This is a genomic window from Kitasatospora sp. GAS204B, from assembly GCF_029892155.1.
In the GTDB taxonomy this organism is placed as follows: Bacteria; Actinomycetota; Actinomycetes; order Streptomycetales; family Streptomycetaceae; genus Kitasatospora.
In genome coordinates this window covers 194,597-215,462 of sequence record NZ_JARZAG010000002.1, presented here as the reverse complement: position 1 = coordinate 215,462, position 20,866 = coordinate 194,597, and the positions used below count along the sequence as shown (strand labels likewise).

25 protein-coding genes are annotated in these 20,866 nt (G+C 69.1%); 11 read left to right on the top strand and 14 right to left on the bottom strand.

What is annotated here, in order from left to right:
• Position 1: 1 nt before the first annotated feature.
• Positions 2 to 538 (bottom strand): hypothetical protein, encoded by a 537-nt coding sequence (locus P3T41_RS03610; RefSeq protein ID WP_280687521.1) that lies wholly within the window; start codon positions 536 to 538, stop codon positions 2 to 4.
• 233 nt (positions 539 to 771) lie between these two features.
• Here P3T41_RS03610 and P3T41_RS03605 point away from each other — a divergent pair, with 233 nt between their 5' ends.
• Positions 772 to 969, top strand: coding sequence for a hypothetical protein (locus P3T41_RS03605; protein WP_280687519.1), 198 nt, complete (start codon positions 772 to 774; stop codon positions 967 to 969).
• On the opposite strand, the gene P3T41_RS03600 is transcribed toward P3T41_RS03605, so the two are convergent.
• From P3T41_RS03600 to P3T41_RS03575, 6 genes are all read right to left on the bottom strand, one after another.
• Positions 962 to 1,813, bottom strand: a complete 852-nt coding sequence (locus P3T41_RS03600; protein WP_280687517.1) for a helix-turn-helix transcriptional regulator — start codon at positions 1,811 to 1,813, stop codon at positions 962 to 964. The genes P3T41_RS03605 and P3T41_RS03600 overlap by 8 nt on opposite strands.
• A 30-nt stretch (positions 1,814 to 1,843) precedes the next feature.
• Entirely contained in the window at positions 1,844 to 2,368 is a 525-nt protein-coding gene (locus P3T41_RS03595) for a DUF6879 family protein (RefSeq protein WP_280687515.1), read from the bottom strand.
• Positions 2,340 to 2,582 (bottom strand): hypothetical protein, encoded by a 243-nt coding sequence (locus P3T41_RS03590; RefSeq protein ID WP_280687513.1) that lies wholly within the window; start codon positions 2,580 to 2,582, stop codon positions 2,340 to 2,342. The genes P3T41_RS03595 and P3T41_RS03590 overlap by 29 nt, the downstream gene beginning before the upstream one ends.
• Positions 2,583 to 2,718: 136 nt before the next feature.
• Entirely contained in the window at positions 2,719 to 3,180 is a 462-nt protein-coding gene (locus P3T41_RS03585) for a DUF6879 family protein (RefSeq protein ID WP_280687512.1), read from the bottom strand.
• 76 nt (positions 3,181 to 3,256) lie between these two features.
• Positions 3,257 to 3,466 carry a DUF397 domain-containing protein gene (locus tag P3T41_RS03580; RefSeq protein ID WP_280687510.1) on the bottom strand — a complete coding sequence of 70 codons (210 nt, stop codon included), beginning with the start codon at positions 3,464 to 3,466 and terminating at the stop codon, positions 3,257 to 3,259.
• On the bottom strand, positions 3,463 to 4,248 hold the full coding sequence (locus tag P3T41_RS03575; RefSeq protein ID WP_280687508.1) for a helix-turn-helix transcriptional regulator: 786 nt from the start codon (positions 4,246 to 4,248) through the stop codon (positions 3,463 to 3,465). The genes P3T41_RS03580 and P3T41_RS03575 overlap by 4 nt, the downstream gene beginning before the upstream one ends.
• A gap of 221 nt (positions 4,249 to 4,469) precedes the next feature.
• Between P3T41_RS03575 and P3T41_RS03570 the strand changes: the two genes are divergently transcribed.
• A complete protein-coding gene (locus P3T41_RS03570) occupies positions 4,470 to 4,715 on the top strand; it encodes a hypothetical protein (RefSeq protein ID WP_280687506.1) in 246 nt (81 codons plus the stop codon).
• A gap of 54 nt (positions 4,716 to 4,769) precedes the next feature.
• A complete protein-coding gene (locus P3T41_RS03565) occupies positions 4,770 to 4,955 on the top strand; it encodes a hypothetical protein (protein WP_280687505.1) in 186 nt (61 codons plus the stop codon).
• Positions 4,956 to 4,973: 18 nt separating this feature from the next.
• On the opposite strand, the gene P3T41_RS03560 is transcribed toward P3T41_RS03565, so the two are convergent.
• The 3 genes from P3T41_RS03560 to P3T41_RS03550 form a co-directional block, all read right to left on the bottom strand.
• The gene (locus P3T41_RS03560; protein ID WP_280687503.1) at positions 4,974 to 5,411 is read right to left on the bottom strand and encodes a DNA-binding protein; all 438 of its coding nucleotides are present in this window, start codon (positions 5,409 to 5,411) and stop codon (positions 4,974 to 4,976) included.
• Positions 5,383 to 5,748 (bottom strand): hypothetical protein, encoded by a 366-nt coding sequence (locus tag P3T41_RS03555; RefSeq protein ID WP_280687501.1) that lies wholly within the window; start codon positions 5,746 to 5,748, stop codon positions 5,383 to 5,385. Before P3T41_RS03555 ends, P3T41_RS03560 begins: the two co-directional genes overlap by 29 nt.
• A gap of 130 nt (positions 5,749 to 5,878) precedes the next feature.
• On the bottom strand, positions 5,879 to 6,610 hold the full coding sequence (locus P3T41_RS03550; RefSeq protein ID WP_280688010.1) for a GntR family transcriptional regulator: 732 nt from the start codon (positions 6,608 to 6,610) through the stop codon (positions 5,879 to 5,881).
• 420 nt (positions 6,611 to 7,030) lie between these two features.
• On the opposite strand from P3T41_RS03550, the gene P3T41_RS03545 reads away from it, so the two are divergent.
• The 7 genes from P3T41_RS03545 to P3T41_RS03515 all read left to right on the top strand — a co-directional run bounded on the left by P3T41_RS03545 (position 7,031) and on the right by P3T41_RS03515 (position 16,313).
• Complete coding sequence (locus tag P3T41_RS03545) at positions 7,031 to 8,299, top strand: extracellular solute-binding protein (RefSeq protein ID WP_280687499.1); 1,269 nt, start codon at positions 7,031 to 7,033, stop codon at positions 8,297 to 8,299.
• Between the two features lie 103 nt (positions 8,300 to 8,402).
• Entirely contained in the window at positions 8,403 to 9,386 is a 984-nt protein-coding gene (locus P3T41_RS03540; RefSeq protein WP_280687497.1) for a sugar ABC transporter permease, read from the top strand.
• Positions 9,383 to 10,222: a carbohydrate ABC transporter permease gene (locus tag P3T41_RS03535; protein WP_280687495.1), complete on the top strand. Its 840-nt coding sequence runs from the start codon at positions 9,383 to 9,385 to the stop codon at positions 10,220 to 10,222. The genes P3T41_RS03540 and P3T41_RS03535 overlap by 4 nt, the downstream gene beginning before the upstream one ends.
• 9 nt (positions 10,223 to 10,231) lie before the next feature.
• Complete coding sequence (locus P3T41_RS03530) at positions 10,232 to 11,806, top strand: glycoside hydrolase family 3 N-terminal domain-containing protein (protein ID WP_280687493.1); 1,575 nt, start codon at positions 10,232 to 10,234, stop codon at positions 11,804 to 11,806.
• 248 nt (positions 11,807 to 12,054) lie between these two features.
• Entirely contained in the window at positions 12,055 to 13,359 is a 1,305-nt protein-coding gene (locus P3T41_RS03525) for an extracellular solute-binding protein (protein ID WP_280687491.1), read from the top strand.
• 71 nt (positions 13,360 to 13,430) lie between these two features.
• On the top strand, positions 13,431 to 14,486 hold the full coding sequence (locus P3T41_RS03520; RefSeq protein WP_280687485.1) for an SIS domain-containing protein: 1,056 nt from the start codon (positions 13,431 to 13,433) through the stop codon (positions 14,484 to 14,486).
• A 309-nt stretch (positions 14,487 to 14,795) separates the two neighbouring features.
• On the top strand, positions 14,796 to 16,313 hold the full coding sequence (locus P3T41_RS03515) for a PAS domain-containing sensor histidine kinase (protein ID WP_280687483.1): 1,518 nt from the start codon (positions 14,796 to 14,798) through the stop codon (positions 16,311 to 16,313).
• A gap of 494 nt (positions 16,314 to 16,807) precedes the next feature.
• On the opposite strand, the gene P3T41_RS03510 is transcribed toward P3T41_RS03515, so the two are convergent.
• Both P3T41_RS03510 and P3T41_RS03505 read right to left on the bottom strand, forming a co-directional pair.
• Positions 16,808 to 17,059: a WhiB family transcriptional regulator gene (locus P3T41_RS03510; RefSeq protein WP_014138019.1), complete on the bottom strand. Its 252-nt coding sequence runs from the start codon at positions 17,057 to 17,059 to the stop codon at positions 16,808 to 16,810.
• 417 nt (positions 17,060 to 17,476) lie between these two features.
• Entirely contained in the window at positions 17,477 to 18,448 is a 972-nt protein-coding gene (locus tag P3T41_RS03505) for a diacylglycerol kinase family protein (RefSeq protein ID WP_280687482.1), read from the bottom strand.
• A gap of 51 nt (positions 18,449 to 18,499) precedes the next feature.
• Here P3T41_RS03505 and P3T41_RS03500 point away from each other — a divergent pair, with 51 nt between their 5' ends.
• Complete coding sequence (locus P3T41_RS03500) at positions 18,500 to 18,931, top strand: hypothetical protein (protein WP_280687481.1); 432 nt, start codon at positions 18,500 to 18,502, stop codon at positions 18,929 to 18,931.
• A 76-nt stretch (positions 18,932 to 19,007) separates the two neighbouring features.
• On the opposite strand, the gene P3T41_RS03495 is transcribed toward P3T41_RS03500, so the two are convergent.
• Positions 19,008 to 19,985: an RNA polymerase sigma factor SigF gene (locus P3T41_RS03495; RefSeq protein WP_280688008.1), complete on the bottom strand. Its 978-nt coding sequence runs from the start codon at positions 19,983 to 19,985 to the stop codon at positions 19,008 to 19,010.
• A 269-nt stretch (positions 19,986 to 20,254) separates the two neighbouring features.
• Positions 20,255 to 20,677 (bottom strand): anti-sigma regulatory factor, encoded by a 423-nt coding sequence (locus tag P3T41_RS03490; RefSeq protein ID WP_280688006.1) that lies wholly within the window; start codon positions 20,675 to 20,677, stop codon positions 20,255 to 20,257.
• Between the last annotated feature and the right edge of the window lie 189 nt (positions 20,678 to 20,866).

Below are 20,866 nucleotides of genomic sequence, written 5' to 3'. Positions count from 1 at the left end.
GTCATGCTCTGCCGTCCAGCGCCATGGCGTACACCCCTTCGCACAGGTGGGTGAACCCGTGCCGTCCCCAGGCTTTCCGCAGCGCTGCCGTGGCTTCTTCGTCCGGCCGCCGCACCTCCGGGTCGTCGGATGTGAAGCTGCACGGCTCGTCCGGCCCATGCGTGTGGATCGGAGCCGGATAGCAGGCCGCGACGGTTCCCGGGACCGCCAGCCTGCGTAGTGCGGTGACCGCGAGGGCCATGCCGACGCCGGTGCCGCGCCACTTGTCGTTGACCTCCACGGACTCCAGCAGGAGCAGCATCGCCGGGGCCATCTGGCCTAGGGCGGGGGCCAGTTCACCTTCATCGGTGAAGAGGACGCGAGGGATGCGGTCGAGGAGACCGGGATCGGCCTCCAGTGCGAGACGGGGGTTGGGGGTGACACCAGGGAGGACGCGGGTGATCACGGCGGTGCCGATCTGCGACTCACCCGGCGTGTAGAACGTCGCCGTCCACCTGTCGGCGCGTCCGCTCCAGGTCTCATCGGCGAACTGGTGCATGGTGTAAGCGATGTGGAGCCGGTCCGGGTTCCCCATGGGCTCTCCTCCGGAATGAGGGTAGGCCCCTCGCAAACTACCCGAGAGGCCTACCGCAGGAAGTGCTACTTCGAGGGGGCCGACGGCGGGGACGGCGGCGTGGGCTGCTCCGGCGCCGGGTTGCCCCGGTGCTTCGGCGGCGACTTGTGGTCGCCCTTGTGCTTCATCTCGGTGGTCACGATGGTTCCTCCTAGTCGGTGGGCGAGGTCTCGGTGGTGCGCTTGCTTCCCGGCGGCGGCATGGGACCGGGCGGACGGTCGGTCGGAACGGTCATGCTGATGACCCCTCACTCGATGGCGGTGATGAAGCTCCATCAGCAGAACCGTAAGGAGCGCGCGAATTTCGCGGCTATGAAGTTCCACGAGATTTCACACGGGATGGCATGGCTCACCTGAGCTCCTGGAGAGCCGAGTTGATCAGTGCTCGCGCGGCCGCACCGTAGACGGCCAGACTCTGCAGCTCCTGGAACGCCTTCAAGTACTGGGCCAGCTCGGTTGGTGCGGTGATGTTGACGGCAGCGGTGAGCAACTCGACTGATGCCAGAGACTCGTCGTAGATGCTGAACGTCTCGATCATCCACATGCGCCGCAGCGAGCCTGACGGGATCACGCCGAGGGAGACGGACGGAAGCCTGGTGGCCTCGAGTAGGAACGCGAGCTGGCTCTTCATCGTCCGGGCATCGCCCACCAGGTGGCGAAGCGCTGCCTCCTCCATCACCAGCGCGAACGTGTGTCCACCCTCGTACAGGACACTGGACCGCTCGACCCGCGCTCTGGCGGCTTCGGGCACGTCGTTGGGGGTCCCGTGAAACTCGGAGATGGCCGACAGCAGTGCTGCGGCGTACTCGTATGTCTGGAGCATCCCCGGCACGACGTTGGAGCAGTAGGCGCGAAATCTGCGGGTGCGCGCGAAGAGCGGGACATACGACTCCTGGAGCCGGCGCATTCCGGCGCGCTGGACCCGTCGCCACTCGACGTACATGGAGTCAGCCGAGCGCGCGGCCGCGATCAGATCAGCGGCCTGATCATCTGCCCCGCAGATTCGACACCACGTCCGGATGTCGTCGTCGGACGGTGGCGTGACGGCATTGATCAGGCGAGACGACTTGGATGGAGCCCAGCCGGCCAGCTCGGCCAGCTGACGCCCGGTCAGCCCCGAGTCATGAAGCAGATCTCGAAGTCGCTCGGCGAGCATTTTTCGTGCGGCTTGTACGCTCGACGATGGAGACTGACCGGGCATGAGCTGATAGGTCCTGTATTCGCGCTGCCGTCACACCTCGAACCGGTCGTGCGGTACGGCACGATCCCAGACGGCCGCGAACGCCGCCGAGCACAGCGAGGCCAAGCCCGGGTCCTCGGACACCTCTTCGCCCGCCAAGGCCCCGTCTCCGGTGAAGAGGTTGAGCATCACCACCTGCTCGTCGAAGAGCCAGAAGTCGTTGCCGGGCAGGGCCAGGTCGGAGGCGTGGCGACGCGGCAGCCAACGGACCTGTTCACCGGCGGCAAGGTTCTGGAAGGTGCATGAGTGTTCGTAGCGAATGTAGTCGCTCACGGGTTCTGACACGATCCGGGCGCGCTTGAACTCGACGCCCCGGCCGACCGCGTCACTGACGAGCTGGTGGAAGTCGTTCCACCAGGATGCACGGTTCTCGCGATCGGGACGCCAGCCTGTCAGCCAGTCGGCAAACTCCGACGCCTCTTCAGCAACACCGTACGAGTCCCGCAGCTCAAGGTGCACCGCGCTCTTCTGGGCGCGAGCCACCAACTCAGTGAACGACCAAGCGCTCTGCGACATCACAAGCCTCCCTGATGGCCGCCACCATGCGGATCGGCAGCCTTACCACCGCTTCTCCGTCCGGGATCGGACCAGCGGCCAGACAGAGGGCTTCCAGTGCCTCGCTTGCCTTCCAGCCTTGAATGACGAACTCCCGCGCCTCGTCATCAACCCAGACCGTGGGGCAGTGCTGCCCGTTGGTCTCGGGGTCCTTGGCGATGAACCGTAGTGCCATGATGCCCTCCGCTGCCTACTCGGTTGGACGGACTTCCATGACGATTCCGTCCGGACGGCGGGGTAGTCAAGAGCGCAGAGCGGAACGGTATGCGCCCGGTTGGTTGCTCCTCGCGATCGCCACGGGGTGGCCAGGATCAGACGGCGTACTGCTCGTGCGGGACGCCCCGCTCCCACACCGCCGCGAAGGCCGATGCGCAGAGCTTCACCGCGCCGGGGTCCCCGGTGAAGCTGTGGCCGGCCCAGGCGCCGTCGCCGGTGAACCAGTGGAAGAGCACCAGACGGTTGTCGATCAGCCAGAAGTCGTTGCCCGGCAGGGCGATGGTCGACGCCTGGCGGCGCGGGAGCCAGCGGACCAGCGCGCCCGCCGCGAGGTGCGCCGGCGTACGGGTGTGCTCGCGCCGGACGCAGTCGGTCACCGGCTCGGAGACGATCCGCGCGCGGCGCAGCACCACGCCCCGGCCCACGGTCTCGCGGACCAGCGGGACATCGCACTCGCGGTCGTCGGTGGCGCTGTAGCTGTCACGCATCTCCAGATGCACAGCCGTGCTCCGCGCGCCCCTCAGCAGCGTGGTGAAGTCCGGTACGTTCCGTGCCATCGCCAGCCCCCTTTTCGATCACCGTCTCCCAGAGCGGGTGTGCCGGTCAAGGGGCGCGCGAGGGTCTCATGGTGACTCAGGCGGGGTGGATGGCACCGGACTTCAGGCTCGCGACGAAGGCGACGAAGGAGGTGGCGGGGAAGACGAGTGCGGGGCCGGACGGGTCCTTGGAGTCGCGGACGGGGACGACGCCGGTGAACTGACCGTCGGCCACTTCGACACAGGCGCCATGGTTATCGCTGTAACTCGACTTGCGCCAGCGGGCGAGGGTCAGCTCGTTGCTCATGAGTACATGTCCTGTCTGGCTTTGCGGATCAGGTCCAGGGACGCCTCCTGCGAGAGGGAAGCGATCTGCAGGAGAGCATACTGACGCTGCCAGAGGCTGACCTTCGCGTGATCACGCACCAGCGACCCCTCGTGCAGAGACTCGCTATATCCGACTACCGATCCGTCAGGAAGGTTCAGAAGATGGAGAGATTGCCACATCGGAGAACGCTCGCCCAATGACATCGGCGCTACCTGCAGCGCGACGTTCGGAAGCTCGGCAGTCACAAGCAGATGATCCAGCTGGTCGCGCATCACCTCTCGGCCACCGACCGGCCGCAGCAGCGCACTCTCGTCAATGACGAAGAACGCAAAGGTTGGGGCCTCCGAGGTGAGGATTCGCTGCCTGTCGAGGCGTACAGCGATTGTCTCCTCCGCCGTGTCCGGGGCGTCGTCGAGGAGGAGCGCCCCGGTGGAGAGCAGCGCGCGGGCATAGGCAGGAGTCTGGAGCAGCCCCGGGATGCATGAGGTCTCGAAGTTCCTCAACTCAACGGCTCTGGCCTCTTCGTCCACAAAGTCCATGAACCCCTCCCGAAACGCTGCGGCCAGCCGCTTCTTCACGTACGGCATCAGGAACGTCAACGCCCCGCCCGTATCAAGGATCTCGTCGCACCGCTCCGCGAGCCCACCCTTCGGCGCCCGGGTCCCGCTCTCGATCCGGCTCACCAGGCTGTCGTCGCACGGAATCCGCGCCGCCAGCTGAGGCTGCGACAGCCCCCTCAACTCCCGGTAGTGGCGCAGCATTCCACCGAACAGACTTCCGGGTGATTCGCTCGGATCCAGCTCATTCTTTCGACCCGCCACCGCGTTTCCCTTTCCTGCCAGGGGTGTTAGTCGCATCCGTCAACGGTTCGTCAGATCCGTCAGGATGTCGGCCCTGGCGAGAATATGCCCGCGTGCCGATCCTGGAATCACACAGTCACCGCACAGTCGCACTGCGCACTCCAGAACGGACCGACATCCCCATGTCCTCTCCCTCTCCCTCCCCACTCGCCCGTGAGCTCCGCGTCGCCCGCCAGGAGGCCGCCGACGCCCTGGACGACTTCCTCGCCACCCTCACGCTGGCCGGTGTGCTGCTGCCCAGTGTCGGGGTCAACTGGCGGATGGGGGAGGTGACCGGCTGCTTCCTGATCGACCTCGGCGCCGCCCGCCCGGACGTCGTCGTGAAGCTCACGAACGTGATGCGCAAGGGAATCGAGTCCGGCGGCTGATCGCGCCATTGATCAAGAGCAACGGCCCCCTGTGCGAAAGGAACCGAAGCACCCATGAGCAGGCGCAACAGCGGCAGCCGCATGACCCTGCACGTCTACCGCATCACCAGCACCGGCAAGCGCGTGACCATCGTCCCCAAGCGCACCGTCCGGGGCGAGCCCGGCTTCTTCCAGTCCCGCCTCTTCGACCAGTGGCCCGACTGCGCCTGCCCCCGCCACGCGCGCACCCAGCCGTCGTGACCCGCTCGGACCTACCTGTCAGACCTTCCTGATCTCGGCGAAGTCCTCGGCGAACGCCTTCATATCGTCGTCGGTCGTCACCAAGGTGACCGGCCGAGGGCAGCGGATCTTGGCGGTGGCCGCGATGATCGCGTCGATCGTGTACTTCGTGCCGTGTATCCCGGTGCTGTCCACCAGAGCTCGGGCCTCGCCGATGATCTCCGGGTCGGTGTCGATCACCTTGACGCCGGCGAGTTTCCAACGGGCCGTCGATGCCCTGCCGCCAGGGCGGTGCGCCTCCACCAGGACGACGCCGGCGGTGGCGACCAGTTGTCCGCGGGCCTGGGCTTGTGCGACGAGCAGTTGCACATCTCGGCCCTCCTGCCTGGTGGTGATGAGCAGGCTCAGTCCCTGGCTGTCGAGGAACAGCGTTCCGACTGATGAGGTGTCAAGCTGCGTGGCCTTTTTCGCGGCCATGGTCTGCGTCCCCTTCGAGCTGCGCTCGGTCAGGGGACGAGCCTACGCCGAGTTGAGCGGCGCGCTGGAACATCGCGTCGTACTCGCGCTCCTCTTCATCGGTCGGGGCACCGTACGCGGCCTTGTACTCCTCGGCGACCCTCGCCAGCGTCGCCTTCCGGATGGCGTCCGCCACCAACTCGGCGACGTACTGCGCGGTGTCCTGGTCCCCGGAGAGGTGGTCCAGCGTCTCCAGGACGTCTGGACCGACGATCAGCGCGATCTCCACCTGGTCGGTCCCGAGATCGTGGGTGGTCGTCGGAACGCCCTCGCCGGCGGTACGGATCTCAGCGAGCACGGGATGCTCCTCTGTGTGCGCTCGGTCCGGGGTGCTTCCCCGGCAGGCGGCCCGCACGGGGGCCGTGAACTCACAGTAGCGCCGAGCCTGCCGCTGCCGCCCGGGTCGGGCCGCAGCGGCTCCAATGGTCTCAGCTGTTCGGCCGCTGCAGCCGCGTGATGAACTTGTACCGGTCCCCCCGGTAGATCGACCGCACCCACTCCACCGGCGCCCCCTCGGCATCGAACGAGTGCCGCGAGAGCTGCAGCATCGGCAGCCCGAGGTCGGAGCCCAGCAGCCCGGCCTCGCGCGGGTTGGCCAGGGTGGTCTCGATGGTCTCCTCGGCCTCGGCCACGACCACGTCGTAGACCTCGCGCAGCGCCGCGTAGAGCGAGTTGTGCTTGACCAGGTTGCGGCGCAGCGCCGGGAAGCGCTTGGCGGAGAGGTGGGCGACCTCGATCGCCATCGGGTCGCCGTTGGCCAGCCGCAGGCGCTCGATCCGCAGCACGCGGCTGCCGGGCTTGATGTCGAGCAGCGGGGCGAGGTGCTCGTCGGCGGTGATGTAGCCGACCTCGATCAGCCGGGAGGTGGGCTCCAGGCCCTGGGCGCGCATGTCCTCGGTATAGGAGGTGAGCTGCAGCGCCTGGGCGACCTTGGGCTTGGCGACGAAGGTGCCCTTGCCCTGGATGCGCTCCAGCCGGCCTTCGACCACCAGCTCCTGAAGGGCCTGGCGGACGGTGGTGCGCGAGGTGTCGAACTGCGCGGCCAGCGCGCGCTCCGGGGGGACCGGGGTGCCGGCGGGCTGGGTCTCGGTGAGCTGGAGCAGGTGTCGCTTCAGTCCGTAGTACTTGGGCACGCGCGCGGCCGCGGGGTCGGCGCCCATCGGGCCTTGGGCGTCCGGCTCGCCGGCCTTGGGCTCGTCCGCCCGAAGCTGGGCCGTGGTGCCCCCGTCGCTGCTCATTGGCCGCTTCTCCAGTCCTCGCGAGGCCGCCTCGGCCCCACTACCTCGTTAACGGCACACATCGTTGCACGTATGCCTGGGCGACGGGGAGCGCATCACGCGATGAACGATGAGCGGTGTCGGCTTGATAACGGCTCGTCCCGATTGCTTGTCGGCCCGTTGACACCTCCATTGGTCTAGGCCAAGCTCCAGGCATCTGGTCTACACCACTGCAGGCCAACTCATGAATCCCCAGACCATCTCAGGGTTCGCGACATCACTTCCTCCCGTTCCGCGGGGGTATGCGGGGGTATGTCGCCGGCCACCGATGGGGGGCACCCGGGCATCCCTCAGGAGGATGGCGTGAAGCGTCAGCTCATCGCGGCGGTCGGCGTCGCGGCAATGGTCGTCGGTGTCGCGGCCTGCGGCTCGTCCGGCAAGTCGGGCGACAGCGCGGGCAAGCCGGCCAACTACAACGGCAAGACCGTCACCGCGTGGCTGATGGACGGTTCCGCTCCGCAGGCGTGGCAGGACGGCGTGAAGGCCGACTTCGCGACCCAGTTCCCGGGCGCCAAGCTCAACATCCAGATCCAGAAGTGGGACGGCGTCGGGGCGAAGATCACCACCGGCCTGTCCGACAACTCGGTCGACGTGCTGGAGGTCGGCAACACCCAGACCGCCGGCTACGCCTCGACCGGCGGCCTGATGGACCTCACCTCGGCCAAGGCCGACCTCGGCGGCAGCGACTGGGCCGCCAACCTGAACGCCTCCTCGGTGCTCGACGGCAAGCAGTACGCCGCCCCGTGGTACTTCAGCAACCGCGTCGTCATCTACAACAAGGCGCTGTGGACCAAGGCCGGCATCACCGGCACCCCGAAGACGCTGGACGAGTTCTACGCCGACCTCGACAAGCTGAAGGCCACCCAGGGCGTCAGCCAGCCGATCTACCTGCCCGGCCAGGAGTGGTACACCTACTTCGGCCTGATCGCCGGCGAGGGCGGCCAGATCGCCAAGCAGAACGGCTCGGCCTGGGCCGGCAACCTGGAGTCGGCGGAGGCCAAGGACGCCTTCGGCACCTACACGAAGCTGCAGAGCTACTCCACCGCGCCCAAGGACAAGGACGAGGCCACCCCGCCGCAGACCGACGTCTTCTCCAAGGGCGACGTGGGCGCGATGATCGGCCTCGGCTGGGAGGCGCCGGCCGCCAAGGACATGCCGGCCGACAACGTGGGCTACTTCCCGCTCCCCGGCAAGACCGCGGACAAGCCGTCCGGCGTCTTCCTCGGCGGTTCCAACCTGGCGGTCGCCCAGGACACCAAGAACCCCGACCTGGCCAAGGGCCTGCTGAAGATCATGCTGTCGGACAAGTACGAGAGCATGATGGCCTCTTCGGGCCTGATCCCGAACAAGACCTCGCTGAACTCGCTGGCCACCACCCCGTTCGCGCAGGCTGCCATCGCGGCCTCGGCCAACGGTGCCACCACGCCGAACCTGGCGAACTGGACGAGCGTCGAGAACCCGCCGTCTCCGATCAAGGAGTTCATGACCGCCGTCCTCCAGGGCGCGGACTACGACTCGACGGCCAAGAAGTACGACGACCAGATCACCACCCTGCTGGGCCAGAAGCAGTAGTACCGAGCGGCGTCGCTCACCGGCTCCCCTGACGGAGCCGGTGGGCGGCGCCGTACCCCTGTTTCACGGCCACCCAGTCCGGCCAGGCGTGAGGAAGAGAGAAATGGCTGTTCAGTCGGAACCGGTGCGGGTGAACTCCCCTGGGAGGAGCGGGGCGCAACAGCCCCCGAAGAGTCGTAGACCGGCCGCCGGTCCGAGCCTGCTGAGCCGCATCGCGCCCTACCTCCTGCTGCTGCCGGCCATCGTGGCCACCCTGGCGCTGCTCGGCTGGCCGCTGGTCAAGACCGTGCTGCTCTCCTTCCAGAACCTGAACCGCCGTCAGCTGGTGCAGCACACCACGGAGTGGAACGGGTTCGACAACTACAAGCAGCTGCTCACCAGCGCCGAGTTCTGGCACACCACCGGCCGCTCGATCGCCTTCACCGCGGTCAACGTGGTGCTGATCATGGTCGGCGGCACCCTGGTCGGGCTGCTGCTGAACCGGCTCGGCTCGAAGATGCGGCTCTTCCTGCAGATCGGCCTGGTGCTCGCCTGGGCGATGCCGATCGTGGCCCAGACCACCGTCTTCACCTGGCTCTTCGACTCGCGGTACGGCGTGGTCAACTGGTTCCTGAACCAGCTCGGTTGGCACAGCATGGCCACCTACAACTGGTACAGCAGCCAGCTCTCCACCTTCTTCGTGATCGTGCTGCTGATCGTCTGGGGTTCGATCCCGTTCGTCGCCTTCAACATGTACGCGGCGCTGACCACGATCCCCAACGAGCTCTACGAGGCGGCCCGGCTGGACGGCGCCGGCTCGGTCAAGATCTTCACCAAGGTGGTCTTCCCCAGCCTGAAGCCGTTCTTCCTCGGCACGACCTTCCTCGAGGTCATCTGGGTGTTCAAGTGCTTCACCCAGGTCCTGGCCATCAACAACGGCGGGCCGGAGCGGCTGACCGAGACGCTGCCCGTCTACGCCTACATCGAGGGCAGCGGGAACTCGCACTACGGCATGGGATCGGCGATCGCCGTGCTGACCATCCTGATGCTGGCCGTGCTGATGGCGTACTACTTCCGGATCATTCTGAAGCAGGAGGACGAGCTGTGAGGCGCTCGCTCATCGGACGCAGCTGGGCCAACATCGTCGCGGTCGTCCTCTTCGTCTTCTTCGCCTTCCCGGTCTACTGGATGGTGACCACGGCGTTCAAGCAGAACTCCGACATCATCAGCAAGACCCCGGTCTTCCTGCCGCTCGGCGGCACCCTGGAGCACTTCACCACGGCGAGCGGCGCCGCCCAGTTCTGGGAGATGGTCGGCAACAGCTTCATCGCCACGCTGGGCGCGGTGCTCGGCTCGCTGGTGATCGCCACGCTGGCCTCGTTCGCGATCTCGCGGATGAAGTTCCGCGGCCGCAAGGCCTTCGTGCTGGTGATCATGATGGCCCAGATGGCGCCCTGGGAGGTCATGACGATCTCGGTCTACATGATCGTCCGGGACCAGTCCATGCTGAACAGCCTGGTCCCGCTGGTGCTCTTCTACATGATGATGGTGCTGCCCTTCACGATCTGGACGCTGCGCGGCTTCATGGCCGCCGTGCCCAAGGAGTTGGAGGAGTCGGCCATGGTGGACGGCTGCACCCGCGCCCAGGCCTTCGTCAAGGTGGTCTTCCCGCTGCTGGCCCCGGGCCTGATGGCCACCTCGCTGTTCGGCTTCATCACCGCGTGGAACGAGCTCCCGCTGGTGCTGATCCTGAACAAGTCCACCGGTCCCGGCAGCGCGCAGACCCTGCCGCTCTGGTTGACCTCCTTCCAGAGCACCTTCGGCGACGACTGGGGCGCCACCATGGCCGCCTCCACCATGTTCGCCATCCCGGTACTGCTCATCTTCCTGATCCTCCAACGCAAGGCTGTCGGTGGTCTGACCGCCGGCGCAGTGAAGGGCTGACCGACCGCCGTGAGCATCCTGATTCCGAGCATTCCGGACAGCGACCAGCTGCACCGTGACGCACTGACCGTCCTGCAGCCCGGCTTCGAGGGCACCACCGCCCCGCCCGACTGGGTCCGCCGCCACCTGGCGGCCGGCCTGGGCTCGGTGGCGCTCTTCGGCCGCAACGTCACCGACCAGGCCCAGCTGGCGGCGCTGACCGCCCAGTTGCGCCAGGAGAACCCCGACCTGCTGATCGCGATCGACGAGGAGGGCGGGGACGTCACCCGCCTGGAGGTCGGCTCCGGCTCCTCGTGGCCGGGCAACCTGGCCCTGGGCGAGATCGACGACCCGGCGCTGACCCGGGACGTGGCCCGCGAGCTGGGCCGCGCGCTGGCCGAGTGCGGCATCAACTACAACTGGGCGCCCTCGGCGGACGTCAACTCCAACCCGGGCAATCCGATCATCGGAGTGCGCTCGTTCGGCGCGGACCCCGAGCTGTGCGCACGGCACACCGCGGCCTGGGTCCAGGGCCTGCAGTCGGCCGGCGTGGCGGCCTGCGCCAAGCACTTCCCCGGCCACGGCGACACGGCCATCGACTCGCACCACGGCCTGCCGATGATCGGCGTGGACGAGGACCTGCTGCGCTCGCGCGACCTGGTGCCGTTCCGGGCCGCGGTCGAGGCCGGGGCCAAGGCCCTGATGAGCGCCCACATCATGCTCCCGGCGGTGGACCCGGTCTACCCGGCCACGCTCAGCAAGGCCGTGCTGGGCGGCCTGCTGCGCGGCCGCCCGCAGGACGGCGGGCTCGGCTACACGGGCCTGATCGTCACCGACGCGATCGAGATGGGCGCGATCGCGAACACGTACGGCATCGAGGAGGGGACGGTGCTGGCGCTGGCCGCCGGCGCCGACGCGATCTGCGTCGGCGGCGGGCTGGCCGATGAGGAGACCGTGCTGGCCCTGCGGGACGCGATCGTGGGGGCGGTGCGCGCGGGCCGGCTGCCCGAGGAGCGGCTCGCCGACGCCGCCGCGCGGGTCCGCGAGCTGGGCAGCTGGGCTCGGATTTCAGCGCAGGGGGCGCCGACCGAGCCGGACCTGTCGATCGGCCTGCGGGCCGCGCGCCGGGCGCTGCTGGTGACGGCCGATCCGGCGCAGCCGTTCGTGCCGGTGACGGACCGTCCGTACGTCGCCTCCTTCTCGCCCGAGCCCAACATCGCGGTGGGCGACGTGACCCCGTGGGGCGTGGCCGGGATGCTGGCCGAGCGCTTCCCGGGCACCCGGGTGCGCAGCGTCTCGCCGGCCGACGTGGCCGCCGAGGGGCAGCTGGACGAGCTGGTCGCCGCGGTGCTGCGGGAGGCCGCGGACCGCCGGCTGGTGCTGGTGGTGCGCGACCTGCACCGCCACGCCTGGATGGCCGCCGCGGTGCACGGCGTGCTGGCGGCCCGTCCGGACGCCCTGGTGGTGGAGATGGGAGTGCCGCAGGCCGCCCCGGTCGGCGCGCTGCACATCGCCACCCACGGTGCGGCCCGGGTCTGCGGCCTGGCCGCCGTCGAGGTGCTCACCGGCCAGCCGACGGTGCGTGCGGCCGAGGTGCCCGAGTAGATCTTTCTGACGGCCGCTCAACAGCGAGGCCCCGTGGAGGAATTCTCCTTCACCGGGCCTCGCTGTGTTTTCTCCGGCAGGAGTTTTTCGGACTTCTCGGACTGATCGTCCATCAATTGTCATGCCTTAAGCAAGCATTAAGACACGAATGCGCAACGGCGTCCCGAAAGAACTCCGGAATGCGTTGACAGCCCCCATTGGTCTAGGCCAGGCTCCAGCAATCTGGTCTGAACCACTCGGAGGATCATGTGAAGCGCCGTCAGCTGCTGGCCGCGTCCGTCGTCACCGCGCTCGTCGTGGGCCTGGCCGCCTGCGGTGGGAACGGCGGGCCGCAGGCCAAGCGGTCCGCCGACCCCAAGGCGGTCAGCGGCACCCTCACCGTCTGGCTGATGAGCGACGCGCAGACCAGCTGGCCGGACCTGGTGCAGCAGGTCGACGACGAGTTCGGCGCCGCCTATCCGAACGTCACCCTCAAACTGAGTTACCAGAGTTGGTCGAACAAGGTGCAGAACCTGGACGCCGCACTCGGCCGGGGAAACGCGCCGGACGTGGTCGAACTGGGCAACACCGAGACCATGAAGTACATCCTGAACGGCTCGCTGGCGCAGGTGGACAAGTCCGACTTCGAGAACTCGGACAGCTGGATCCCGGGCCTGGAGAACACCTGCGGTTACAACGAGAAGCTCTACTGCGTGCCGTACTACGCGGGCGCCCGGGTCGGCATCTACAACACCGCGATGTTCCAGCAGGCCACCGGCAGCGCGACCTTCCCCACCACGGAGTCCGACCTCACCGCGGCCCTGGACAGGATCCAGGCGGCGCACAAGGACGACAAGTCCTTCTCCGCGCTCTACCTGCCGGGCCCGTACTGGTACGCCGCGATGTCCTACGTCGCCGCGTACGGCGGCACGATCGCCCGCTTCGACTCCGCCGGCAACTGGCACGGCACCCTGGAGGACCCCAGGGCGCAGCAGGGCATCCAGCACTTCGTCGACCTGGTGAAGCGCTACAACCACGGCGATCTGACGGCCAATGAGCTGCACCAGTCCGACGTGCTGGGCAAGCAGGAGGCCGGGGTGATCTACGGCAACGGCTGGGAGGCGACCAGCGCCGCCACCCCGCCGGCCGGCGATCCGGCGCTCAAGGACAGCCTCCAGCCCGCGATCTTCCCCGGCCCGAACGGCAAGCCGCTGCCCAGCTTCATCGGCGGCTCGGACCTCGCGATCACCGCCAAGTCGCAGGTCACCGACGCGGCCAAGGCCTGGATCAAGCTCTTCACCAGCGCCAAGTCCGAGGCCGTGCTGGCGAGCAAGAACATCCTGCCGAACAACCTCGACCAGCTGGACCCGCTGAAGTCCAACCCGCAGACCGCGGCCGCCGCCAACGCGGTGCCGGACGCCTGGTTCACCCCAGTGGCGCCGGGGTGGGCGGCGATCGAGAAGAAGAACATCCTGGTGGACATGCTGAACGCGATCCTGGCCGGGCAGTCGGTGGACCAGGCGACCAAGGCCGCCGACGCGCAGATCAACCAGTTGATCAACAACCAGTCCTAGGGCCTCTCATAGGATCGGGATTCGTAGGTGTCCGCGACCGTCGCACCAGCCAGGCACCGGAGGCTCTCCTGATGTCCGACCAGCAGTCGCACCTTCCCGGGAAGATCATGGCGGCCGAGATGGCCGAGCAGCCGGCGGTGCTGCAGCGCATCCTCGACGAGGGCGCCGCCCGGATCCAGGAGATCGCCGCCGAGATCGCCGCCCGCGAGCCGCGCTTCGTGCTGCTGACCGCGCGCGGCACCTCCGACAACGCGGCGCTCTACGCCAAGTACCTGATCGAGGTGCTGCTCGGCAAGCCGGCCGGGCTCACCTCGATGTCCACCACCACCGCCTACGGTGCCAAGCCGGACCTGCGCGACGTGCTGGTGATCACGGTCAGCCAGTCCGGCGGCTCGCCCGACCTGCTCGCCTCCACCAAGGCCGCCCGGGAGGCCGGCGCGATCACCCTGGCGGTGACCAACAACGCCGCCTCGCCGCTCGCCGAGGTCTCCGAGTTCCACATCGACGTGCTGGCCGGACCGGAGAAGGCGCTGCCGGCCACCAAGACGTACACCGCCGAGCTGCTCGCCCTCTACCTCCTCGTGCAGGGCCTGCGGGGCGACGACTTCGCCGCCGCCAAGGGACTGCCGCAGCTGGCGGCGGGGGTGCTGGCCCGCCACGCCGAGGTGAAGGCGCTGGCCGAGCGCTACCGGTTCGCCCAGCGGCTGGTGATCACCTCGCGCGGCTACGGCTACCCGACCGCGCGCGAGGCGGCGCTGAAGCTGATGGAGACCACCTACATCCCGGTCACCCCGTTCTCCGGCGCGGACCTGCTGCACGGGCCGCTGGCGATGGTGGACAACGTCTCGCCGGTGATCGCCATCGTGCCGGACGGCAAGGGCGGCGAGGCGCTGCAGCCCGTGCTGGACCGGCTGCGCGGCCGGGGCGCGGACCTGGTGGTGGTCGGCCAGCAGGACCAGGTGGACGCGGCCTCGGCCGGCTTCGCGCTGCCCGCCGGGGTGCCGGAGGAGGTCCAGCCGATCCTGGAGATCCTGCCGTTGCAACAGCTCGCCTACGAGATCACCATCGCCCGCGGCCAGGACCCGGACGCCCCGCGCGCGCTGGCCAAGGTCACCGAGACCCGCTGACCCGGCAGGGCGGCGGTCGCGCGCGGAAAGCACTACGGGCCACGGCGCCGACACAGGACCCTCAGCCTGTGCGGCACCGCAGCCCGGAGCTGTCGTCGGCCGCCTCGTGCGCTCCCGGAACTGTGCGGGGTCCCGGTAGTGCGGCGGCCGACCGGGGAGCGGCCGCGCGCGGTCAGGGCAGTGTGCGCGAGTGGCCTCTCCTTGGTGCCCTTCCATTGTGGACTAGACCAATCTGGAATGTCCAGGAGTCGCCGGGCATTGGTCTGGACAAGCCGTGGTCCCGGCCGTCCGGCGGGCTACCCTCGCCCTGTGCCCTCGTTGAACGAACTCGTCCGCCGCCACACCACCCTCACCGGTGCCGATGTGGAGTGGCTCCACCTGCTGGTCTCGGAGTGGCAGCTGCTCTCCGACCTCTCCTTCGCCGACCTGGTGCTGTGGATCCCCACCTGGGACGGCATCCGGTACGTCTCGGTGGCCCAGATGCGCCCCAACACCGGGCCCACCTCCTACCAGGACGACATGGTCGGCCACCTGGTCCCGCGTGGCCGTCGCCCGCTGCTGGACGCCGCCTTCGACGAGGGGCGGATCGTGCGTGAGGGCGACCCGGAGTGGCGCGAGGAGGTGCCGGTGCGGGTCGAGTCGATCCCGGTCCGGCGCGAGGGCCGGGTGCTCGGCGTGATCGCCCGCAACACCAACCTGCTCACCGTGCGCACGCCGAGCCGGCTGGAGCTCACCTACCTGCAGAGCGCCTCGGACCTGGCCCAGATGATCGCGGCCGGCACCTTCCCGTACGCCGGCGAGCAGGTCGACATGGACGCGGCTCCCCGGGTCGGCGACGGCCTGATCCGGCTGGACGCCGACGGCATCGTCACCTACGCCAGCCCCAACGCGCTCTCCGCCTACCACCGGCTGGGCCTGACCACCGACCTGGTCGGCGGTCACCTCGGCAGCACCACCGCCGAGTTGGCGCCACCATCGCGCGGCGCGGTGCACGAGGCGCTGGTCAAGCTGGCCAGCGGGTGGGCGCCCCGGCAGACCGAGGTGGAGGCCCAGGGCGGAGTGGTGACGCTGCGCGCGATCCCGCTCAAGCCCAAGGGCGTGCACACCGGTTCGCTGGTGCTGGCCCGGGACGTCACCGAACTGCGCCGCCGCGAGCGGGAGCTGATGACCAAGGACGCCACCATCCGGGAGATCCACCACCGGGTGAAGAACAACCTGCAGACGGTGGCCGCGCTGCTGCGGCTGCAGTCCCGCCGGATGGGCGACGACTCGGCCCGGGCCGCGCTGGACGAGGCGGTGCGCCGGGTCGGCTCGATCGCGATCGTGCACGAAACGCTCTCCCAGACGCTGGACGAGCAGGTGGCTTTCGACGAGATCGCCGACCGGGTGCTGGCGATGGTGATGGAGCTGTCCCAGGACGGCCAGGTGACCACCCGGCGCAGCGGCAGCTTCGGCATCCTCTCCGCCGAGGTGGCCACCCCACTGGCGATGGTCCTCACCGAACTGCTGCAGAACGCGCTGGAGCACGCGTTCGGTCCCAAGGCGGCCGGCAACCTCTCGGTCAGCGCGCTGCGCGGGCGGGCGCCGGCCACCGGGATGGGCTGGTCGGACAGTTGGAACGGGGGAGCGAAGCCGGAGGAGTACCTGCTGATCACCGTGCAGGACGACGGGCGCGGGATGCCCGAGGGCTTCGACCCGCAGGAGGGCGGCAACCTCGGGCTGCAGATCGTGCGCACCCTGGCCGGCGGCGAGTTGGGCGGCACCTTCGACATGGTGGCGGCGCCCGGCGGCGGCACCAAGGTGGTGCTGGAGATCCCGGTCCGCTGACCGGATGCGCCGGCCGGACCGCAGGCGGGGGAAACGAAACGAGGCCCTGTCGACCGGGGGGGAGGGTCGACAGGGCCTCTCAACCCGTTCCGGCCGTCGGGGGGAGTCGGCCGGAACGGGGGCTCTGTGGTGCGCGACACCTTGCGGTGTGCGTCGGTCACTGCCAGGTCGCCCGTCCCGTCAAACTGCGTACGGTGAGCGTCCCAGGTCCACGATATTGCTCTGCGTGAACAGTATCAAGTGTCCGGACCTAGCGGGGGCAAGGTGTCGGGGTCGCCACGCCGATCGGATTCCCGATGCGTGACGGCTCCTGCGGAAGGCTTCGACGGAGTGGCGGTCGAAGCCTGTGATCATGTGTTGATCGGCAATGCTTCTGTCCAGCAACGCTGTTGATCGGCAACGCTGTTGAACGGTCGTACTCTTGAACGGTCGTACTGTTGATCGGTCGTGCGTCAGCTGCCGTGCGTCGGCTGAGCGGTGCGCGAGGCGCTCGCTCAGGCAGTGCGGGCGCGGTTGCGGGCGGCGCGGCGCTTCATCGCACGACGCTCGTCCTCGCTCATGCCACCCCAGACGCCGGCGTCCTGGCCGGTCTCGAGGGCCCACTGCAGACACTGCTCCATGACGGGACAGCGGCGGCACACGGCCTTGGCTTCCTCGATCTGCAGCAGAGCAGGACCGGTGTTCCCGATCGGGAAGAACAGCTCCGGGTCCTCTTCGCGGCAGACAGCGCGGTGGCGCCAGTCCATGGTCGTCCAACTCCTCCTGCCGGCAGGCGGTGGCCCGGCCGACACTATCGATGGCTTGTGAATGTGAACGCTTTCACGAATCCCACAACGGCAAAAGGGACCTAAGGCCTTTGCGGCCCGGCAGTCTGTGCAGAAGGGGGGTTCGGGCGCATCCTGAGGTACTGCTCAGCAGGTACTACTCACCTCGAGGGCCCCCAGCAGCACGTAGGTGCCAGGAGATGCTCAAGGGGGCCGCCTCGCTTGTCTCGCTGCGACGCGTCCCGATCGCCATGTAGAGGTTCGCAAACCTCGGGCTCGGATACAACCCCCTTCGAGGAGGAATTTTTGATTCTTCGGTGTCGCCTACCTCACAGGCCGTACTTCTATGGGGTGAAGGGGGCTAGCGCGTTCGAGAAGAAGGGCGGGACCCCCTTCTGGTCACACAATCACACGCAGTGCCCGTCGTACGCCTGTGAAACTGACGCGACTCCTCTCTCCAAGGTGGTCCCCGTCGACCTGAAATGGGGCCGGTTCCTGTGAAACCAAGGTGAAGTGTCTGACGTCGTGATAGGAGACGAGGTGCTTCCCGGTCGGCCCGGCGTCGTTCTGGGATTGCTCCGAAGGAGTGTGCGGCCGCAGAATCTGACGGACCGTACGAGCGGTTCCGAACGCCGTCATTCGAGTGATCCCGAAGATGTCAAGGTCGGTTTCGAAGGAAGCCGACGGCGAGGGCAACACCGGGCGATTACCCAGGAAAGTCCACGGCGAGGTGTTCGACACTATGGTCATCACCAGTCCCGGCTGCGGTGCGCGGCCCGGGATTTCCAGGGTGACGGGGCCGCTCCTGCGATGGTGACGCTCGGTGACGTAGTGCCGGAGCGCTTCGCGGACGTAGAGCGCGTGCGTGGACTTGCGCCCCGACCGGCGCTGGTCCTCCACCCGGCCGACCACCCCCGCGTCGAAGCCGAGGCCGGCGGTGAAGGTGAACCAGCGGTCCGGCAGCCCCTCGGACATCGCCTTGCCGAGTGAGATGGCCCGCTCCCGGCGGTTCTCCAGGGCGTCCAGCAGCTGCCCGGTGGCCTCCACCGGATGGTTGGGCAGGCCCAGCGCGCGGGCGAACACATTGGTGCTGCCGCCGGGCACCACGGCCAGCCGGGGCACCCGTTCGCCGGGTCCGTGCGCGAGCAGTCCGTTGACCACCTCGTTGACGGTGCCGTCGCCGCCGAGCGCGACCACCAGGTCCACCGTGCCGTCCGCCGCCGCCTCGCGGGCCAGGTCGCGGGCGTGGCCGCGGTAGCCGGTGACCGCGACCTCCAGCTTGAGATCGCTGCGCAGCGCGTGGGTGAGCACATCCCTGGTCCGGCCACTGGTGGTGGTGGCTTTCGGGTTCACGACCAGGAGCGCGCGCATGAGGTTCAGCCTACGGCTCACCGCTCGCGGGGCGGCGGCTACCCTGCTGGAGTGACCGCAGAAACCTCCTCCGCCGCCCCCGCCGACAGCTCCGCGTCGGCCCGCCCGGGCGCCCTGCTCGCCGCCGTCGCGCTGACCGCCGCCGAGGGCGCCGCACTGACCGCCTGGGGGGGCTACATGATCGTGGCCGGGCTGGTGGAGACCACCAGGAACCAGGGCCTGGTCGAGTACGGCGGCTCGGTGATCCTGCTGCTCGGGCTGCTGCCGCTGTTCGCCTCCTGGGCGCTGCTCCGGCTGCGCCGCTGGGGTCGCAGCCCGGCGGTGCTGACCCACTCCACCTGCCTGCCGGTGGCGTACTACATGTTCCAGAGCGGCGGCATGATGCCGGCGGTGGGCGCGCTGGTCGGCCTGGCCGGCCTGGCGGGCCTGGTGACCACGCTCCACCCGCGGGTCACCGCGCTGCTCTACCAGCCCGAGAGCTGATCGCCCCGCAGGGGGAAGCGAGCGCGGCCCGCCGCCCGGTGCTGACCGGGCGGCGGGCCGCTTCGTACCTCTGGTCCTACTCCTCGACCAGCAGCTTGTCCCGCAGCTGGGCCAGGGTGCGGGCGAGCAGCCGCGAGACGTGCATCTGCGAGATGCCCACCTCGGCGGCGATCTGAGACTGCGTCATGTTGCGGAAGAACCGGAGCACCAGGATCTTCTGCTCGCGCTGCGGGAGTTGGGCCAGCAGCGGCTTCAGCGACTCGCGGTACTCCACCCCCTCCAGCGCCTCGTCGGTGGCGCCCAGCGTGTCCGCCACGGCCGGCGACTCGTCGTCGCTGTCCGGCACGTCCAGCGAGAGGGTGGAGTAGGCGTTGGCCGACTCCAGGCCCTCCAGCACGTCCTCCTCGGAGATCCCGAGGTGCTCGGCCAGCTCGTGCACCGTGGGGGAGCGGCCGTGCCGCTGGGAGAGCTCGCTGGTCGCGGTGGTCAGCGAGAGCCGCAGTTCCTGCAGCCGACGCGGCACCCGCACCGCCCAGCCCTTGTCCCGGAAGTGCCGCTTGATCTCGCCCACGATGGTCGGGGTGGCGTAGGTGGAGAACTCCACCCCGCGCTCGTGGTCGAACCGGTCCACCGACTTGATCAGGCCGATGGTGGCCACCTGGGTCAGGTCGTCCAGCGGCTCGCCGCGGTTGCGGAACCGCCGGGCCAGGTGTTCGACCAGCGGGATGTGCATCCGGACCAGCTGGTTGCGCAGCTCCACCCGCTCGGTGGAGCCTTCCGGGAGCGCGGCCAGGCGCACGAAGAGCGCGCGCGCCGCCTCCCGGTCCGGTGCGGCGCTGCGGTGACCGGTCCCCTGGACGGGTAGCGCGGCCCGCACCACCTCGGCGGCCAGCGCCTCCTCGGCCGCCTCTTCGCCCACGGGGCCGGTCTCGTCGGCCGGCGGGCGTGGCCCGGCCGTCGGCTCCGGCGTCGGGTCGGTCGGCTGGCTCATCCGTTGGGCGTCCTTCGGGTGCGCGTCGTAGGGAGAGGCGGGGGCGGGCACGGTGCGACGCACGGCCGGCCGGCCGGCCGTGGCCCGGCCGCCGGCGGACACCTCGTCCGCGGGTCGGCCGTCCACGGGCAGCGGCCCGACGGCAGAGTTGCGATCCAGATCACTCACGGCGATCCCCCGTTCCGTTCCGGGAGCGCCCGGGCCGCCGGCGCGGCCGGGCCATCACATTGGTTGTACCGCGATCGGGCCCCGGAGCGGGAACGCCCCCGCCCCCGGAGGGGTCGTGGCAGTGCCCCACCGGTGCCCTGCGCGGGTCAGGCCGGGTGGCCGGATCACGGCTGGAGGATCGTCCCGCCGCGCTTCTTGTGCAGGCTGATGCTGACCGTCCGGTCCTCGGCCACCGAGGACTCCACCTCGCCGGCCAGCGCGGAGAGCACCGTCCAGGCGAAGGTGTCGCGCTCGGGCGCCCGGCCGTCCGTGGTCGGCGCCGAGACGGTGACCCGCAGCGCGTCGCCGACCAGCCGGAACTCGCAGGTCAGCACCGAACCCGGCACCGCCTGCTGGAGCAGGATGGCGCAGGCCTCGTCGACTGCGATCCGTAGGTCCTCGATCTCGTCCAGGGTGAAGTCCAGCCGGGCCGCGAGGCCGGCCGTGGCCGTCCGCAGGACCGAGAGGTAAGCGCCCTGGGCGGGCAGTCGGACCTCCACGAAGTCCTTGGCGGCCGTTTCGTCCCGCGACTCGGCAGCGCCGTCGATCTGGGACACCCTCACCTCCTGGGTGACGCGCTGTGCTGGTGACCCGAGGGCCTCGGCACGTTCTGTTGCTTGGCTCAACTGCTTCGCCCCAACTGTCTTGAGGGGTGGTGCGGTACGTCCCAGTCCTACCCAGTCGGGCGGTGCCGGACGCGGGCCGTCCGCCGAGACGTTACCGCGATCGGCCGATGG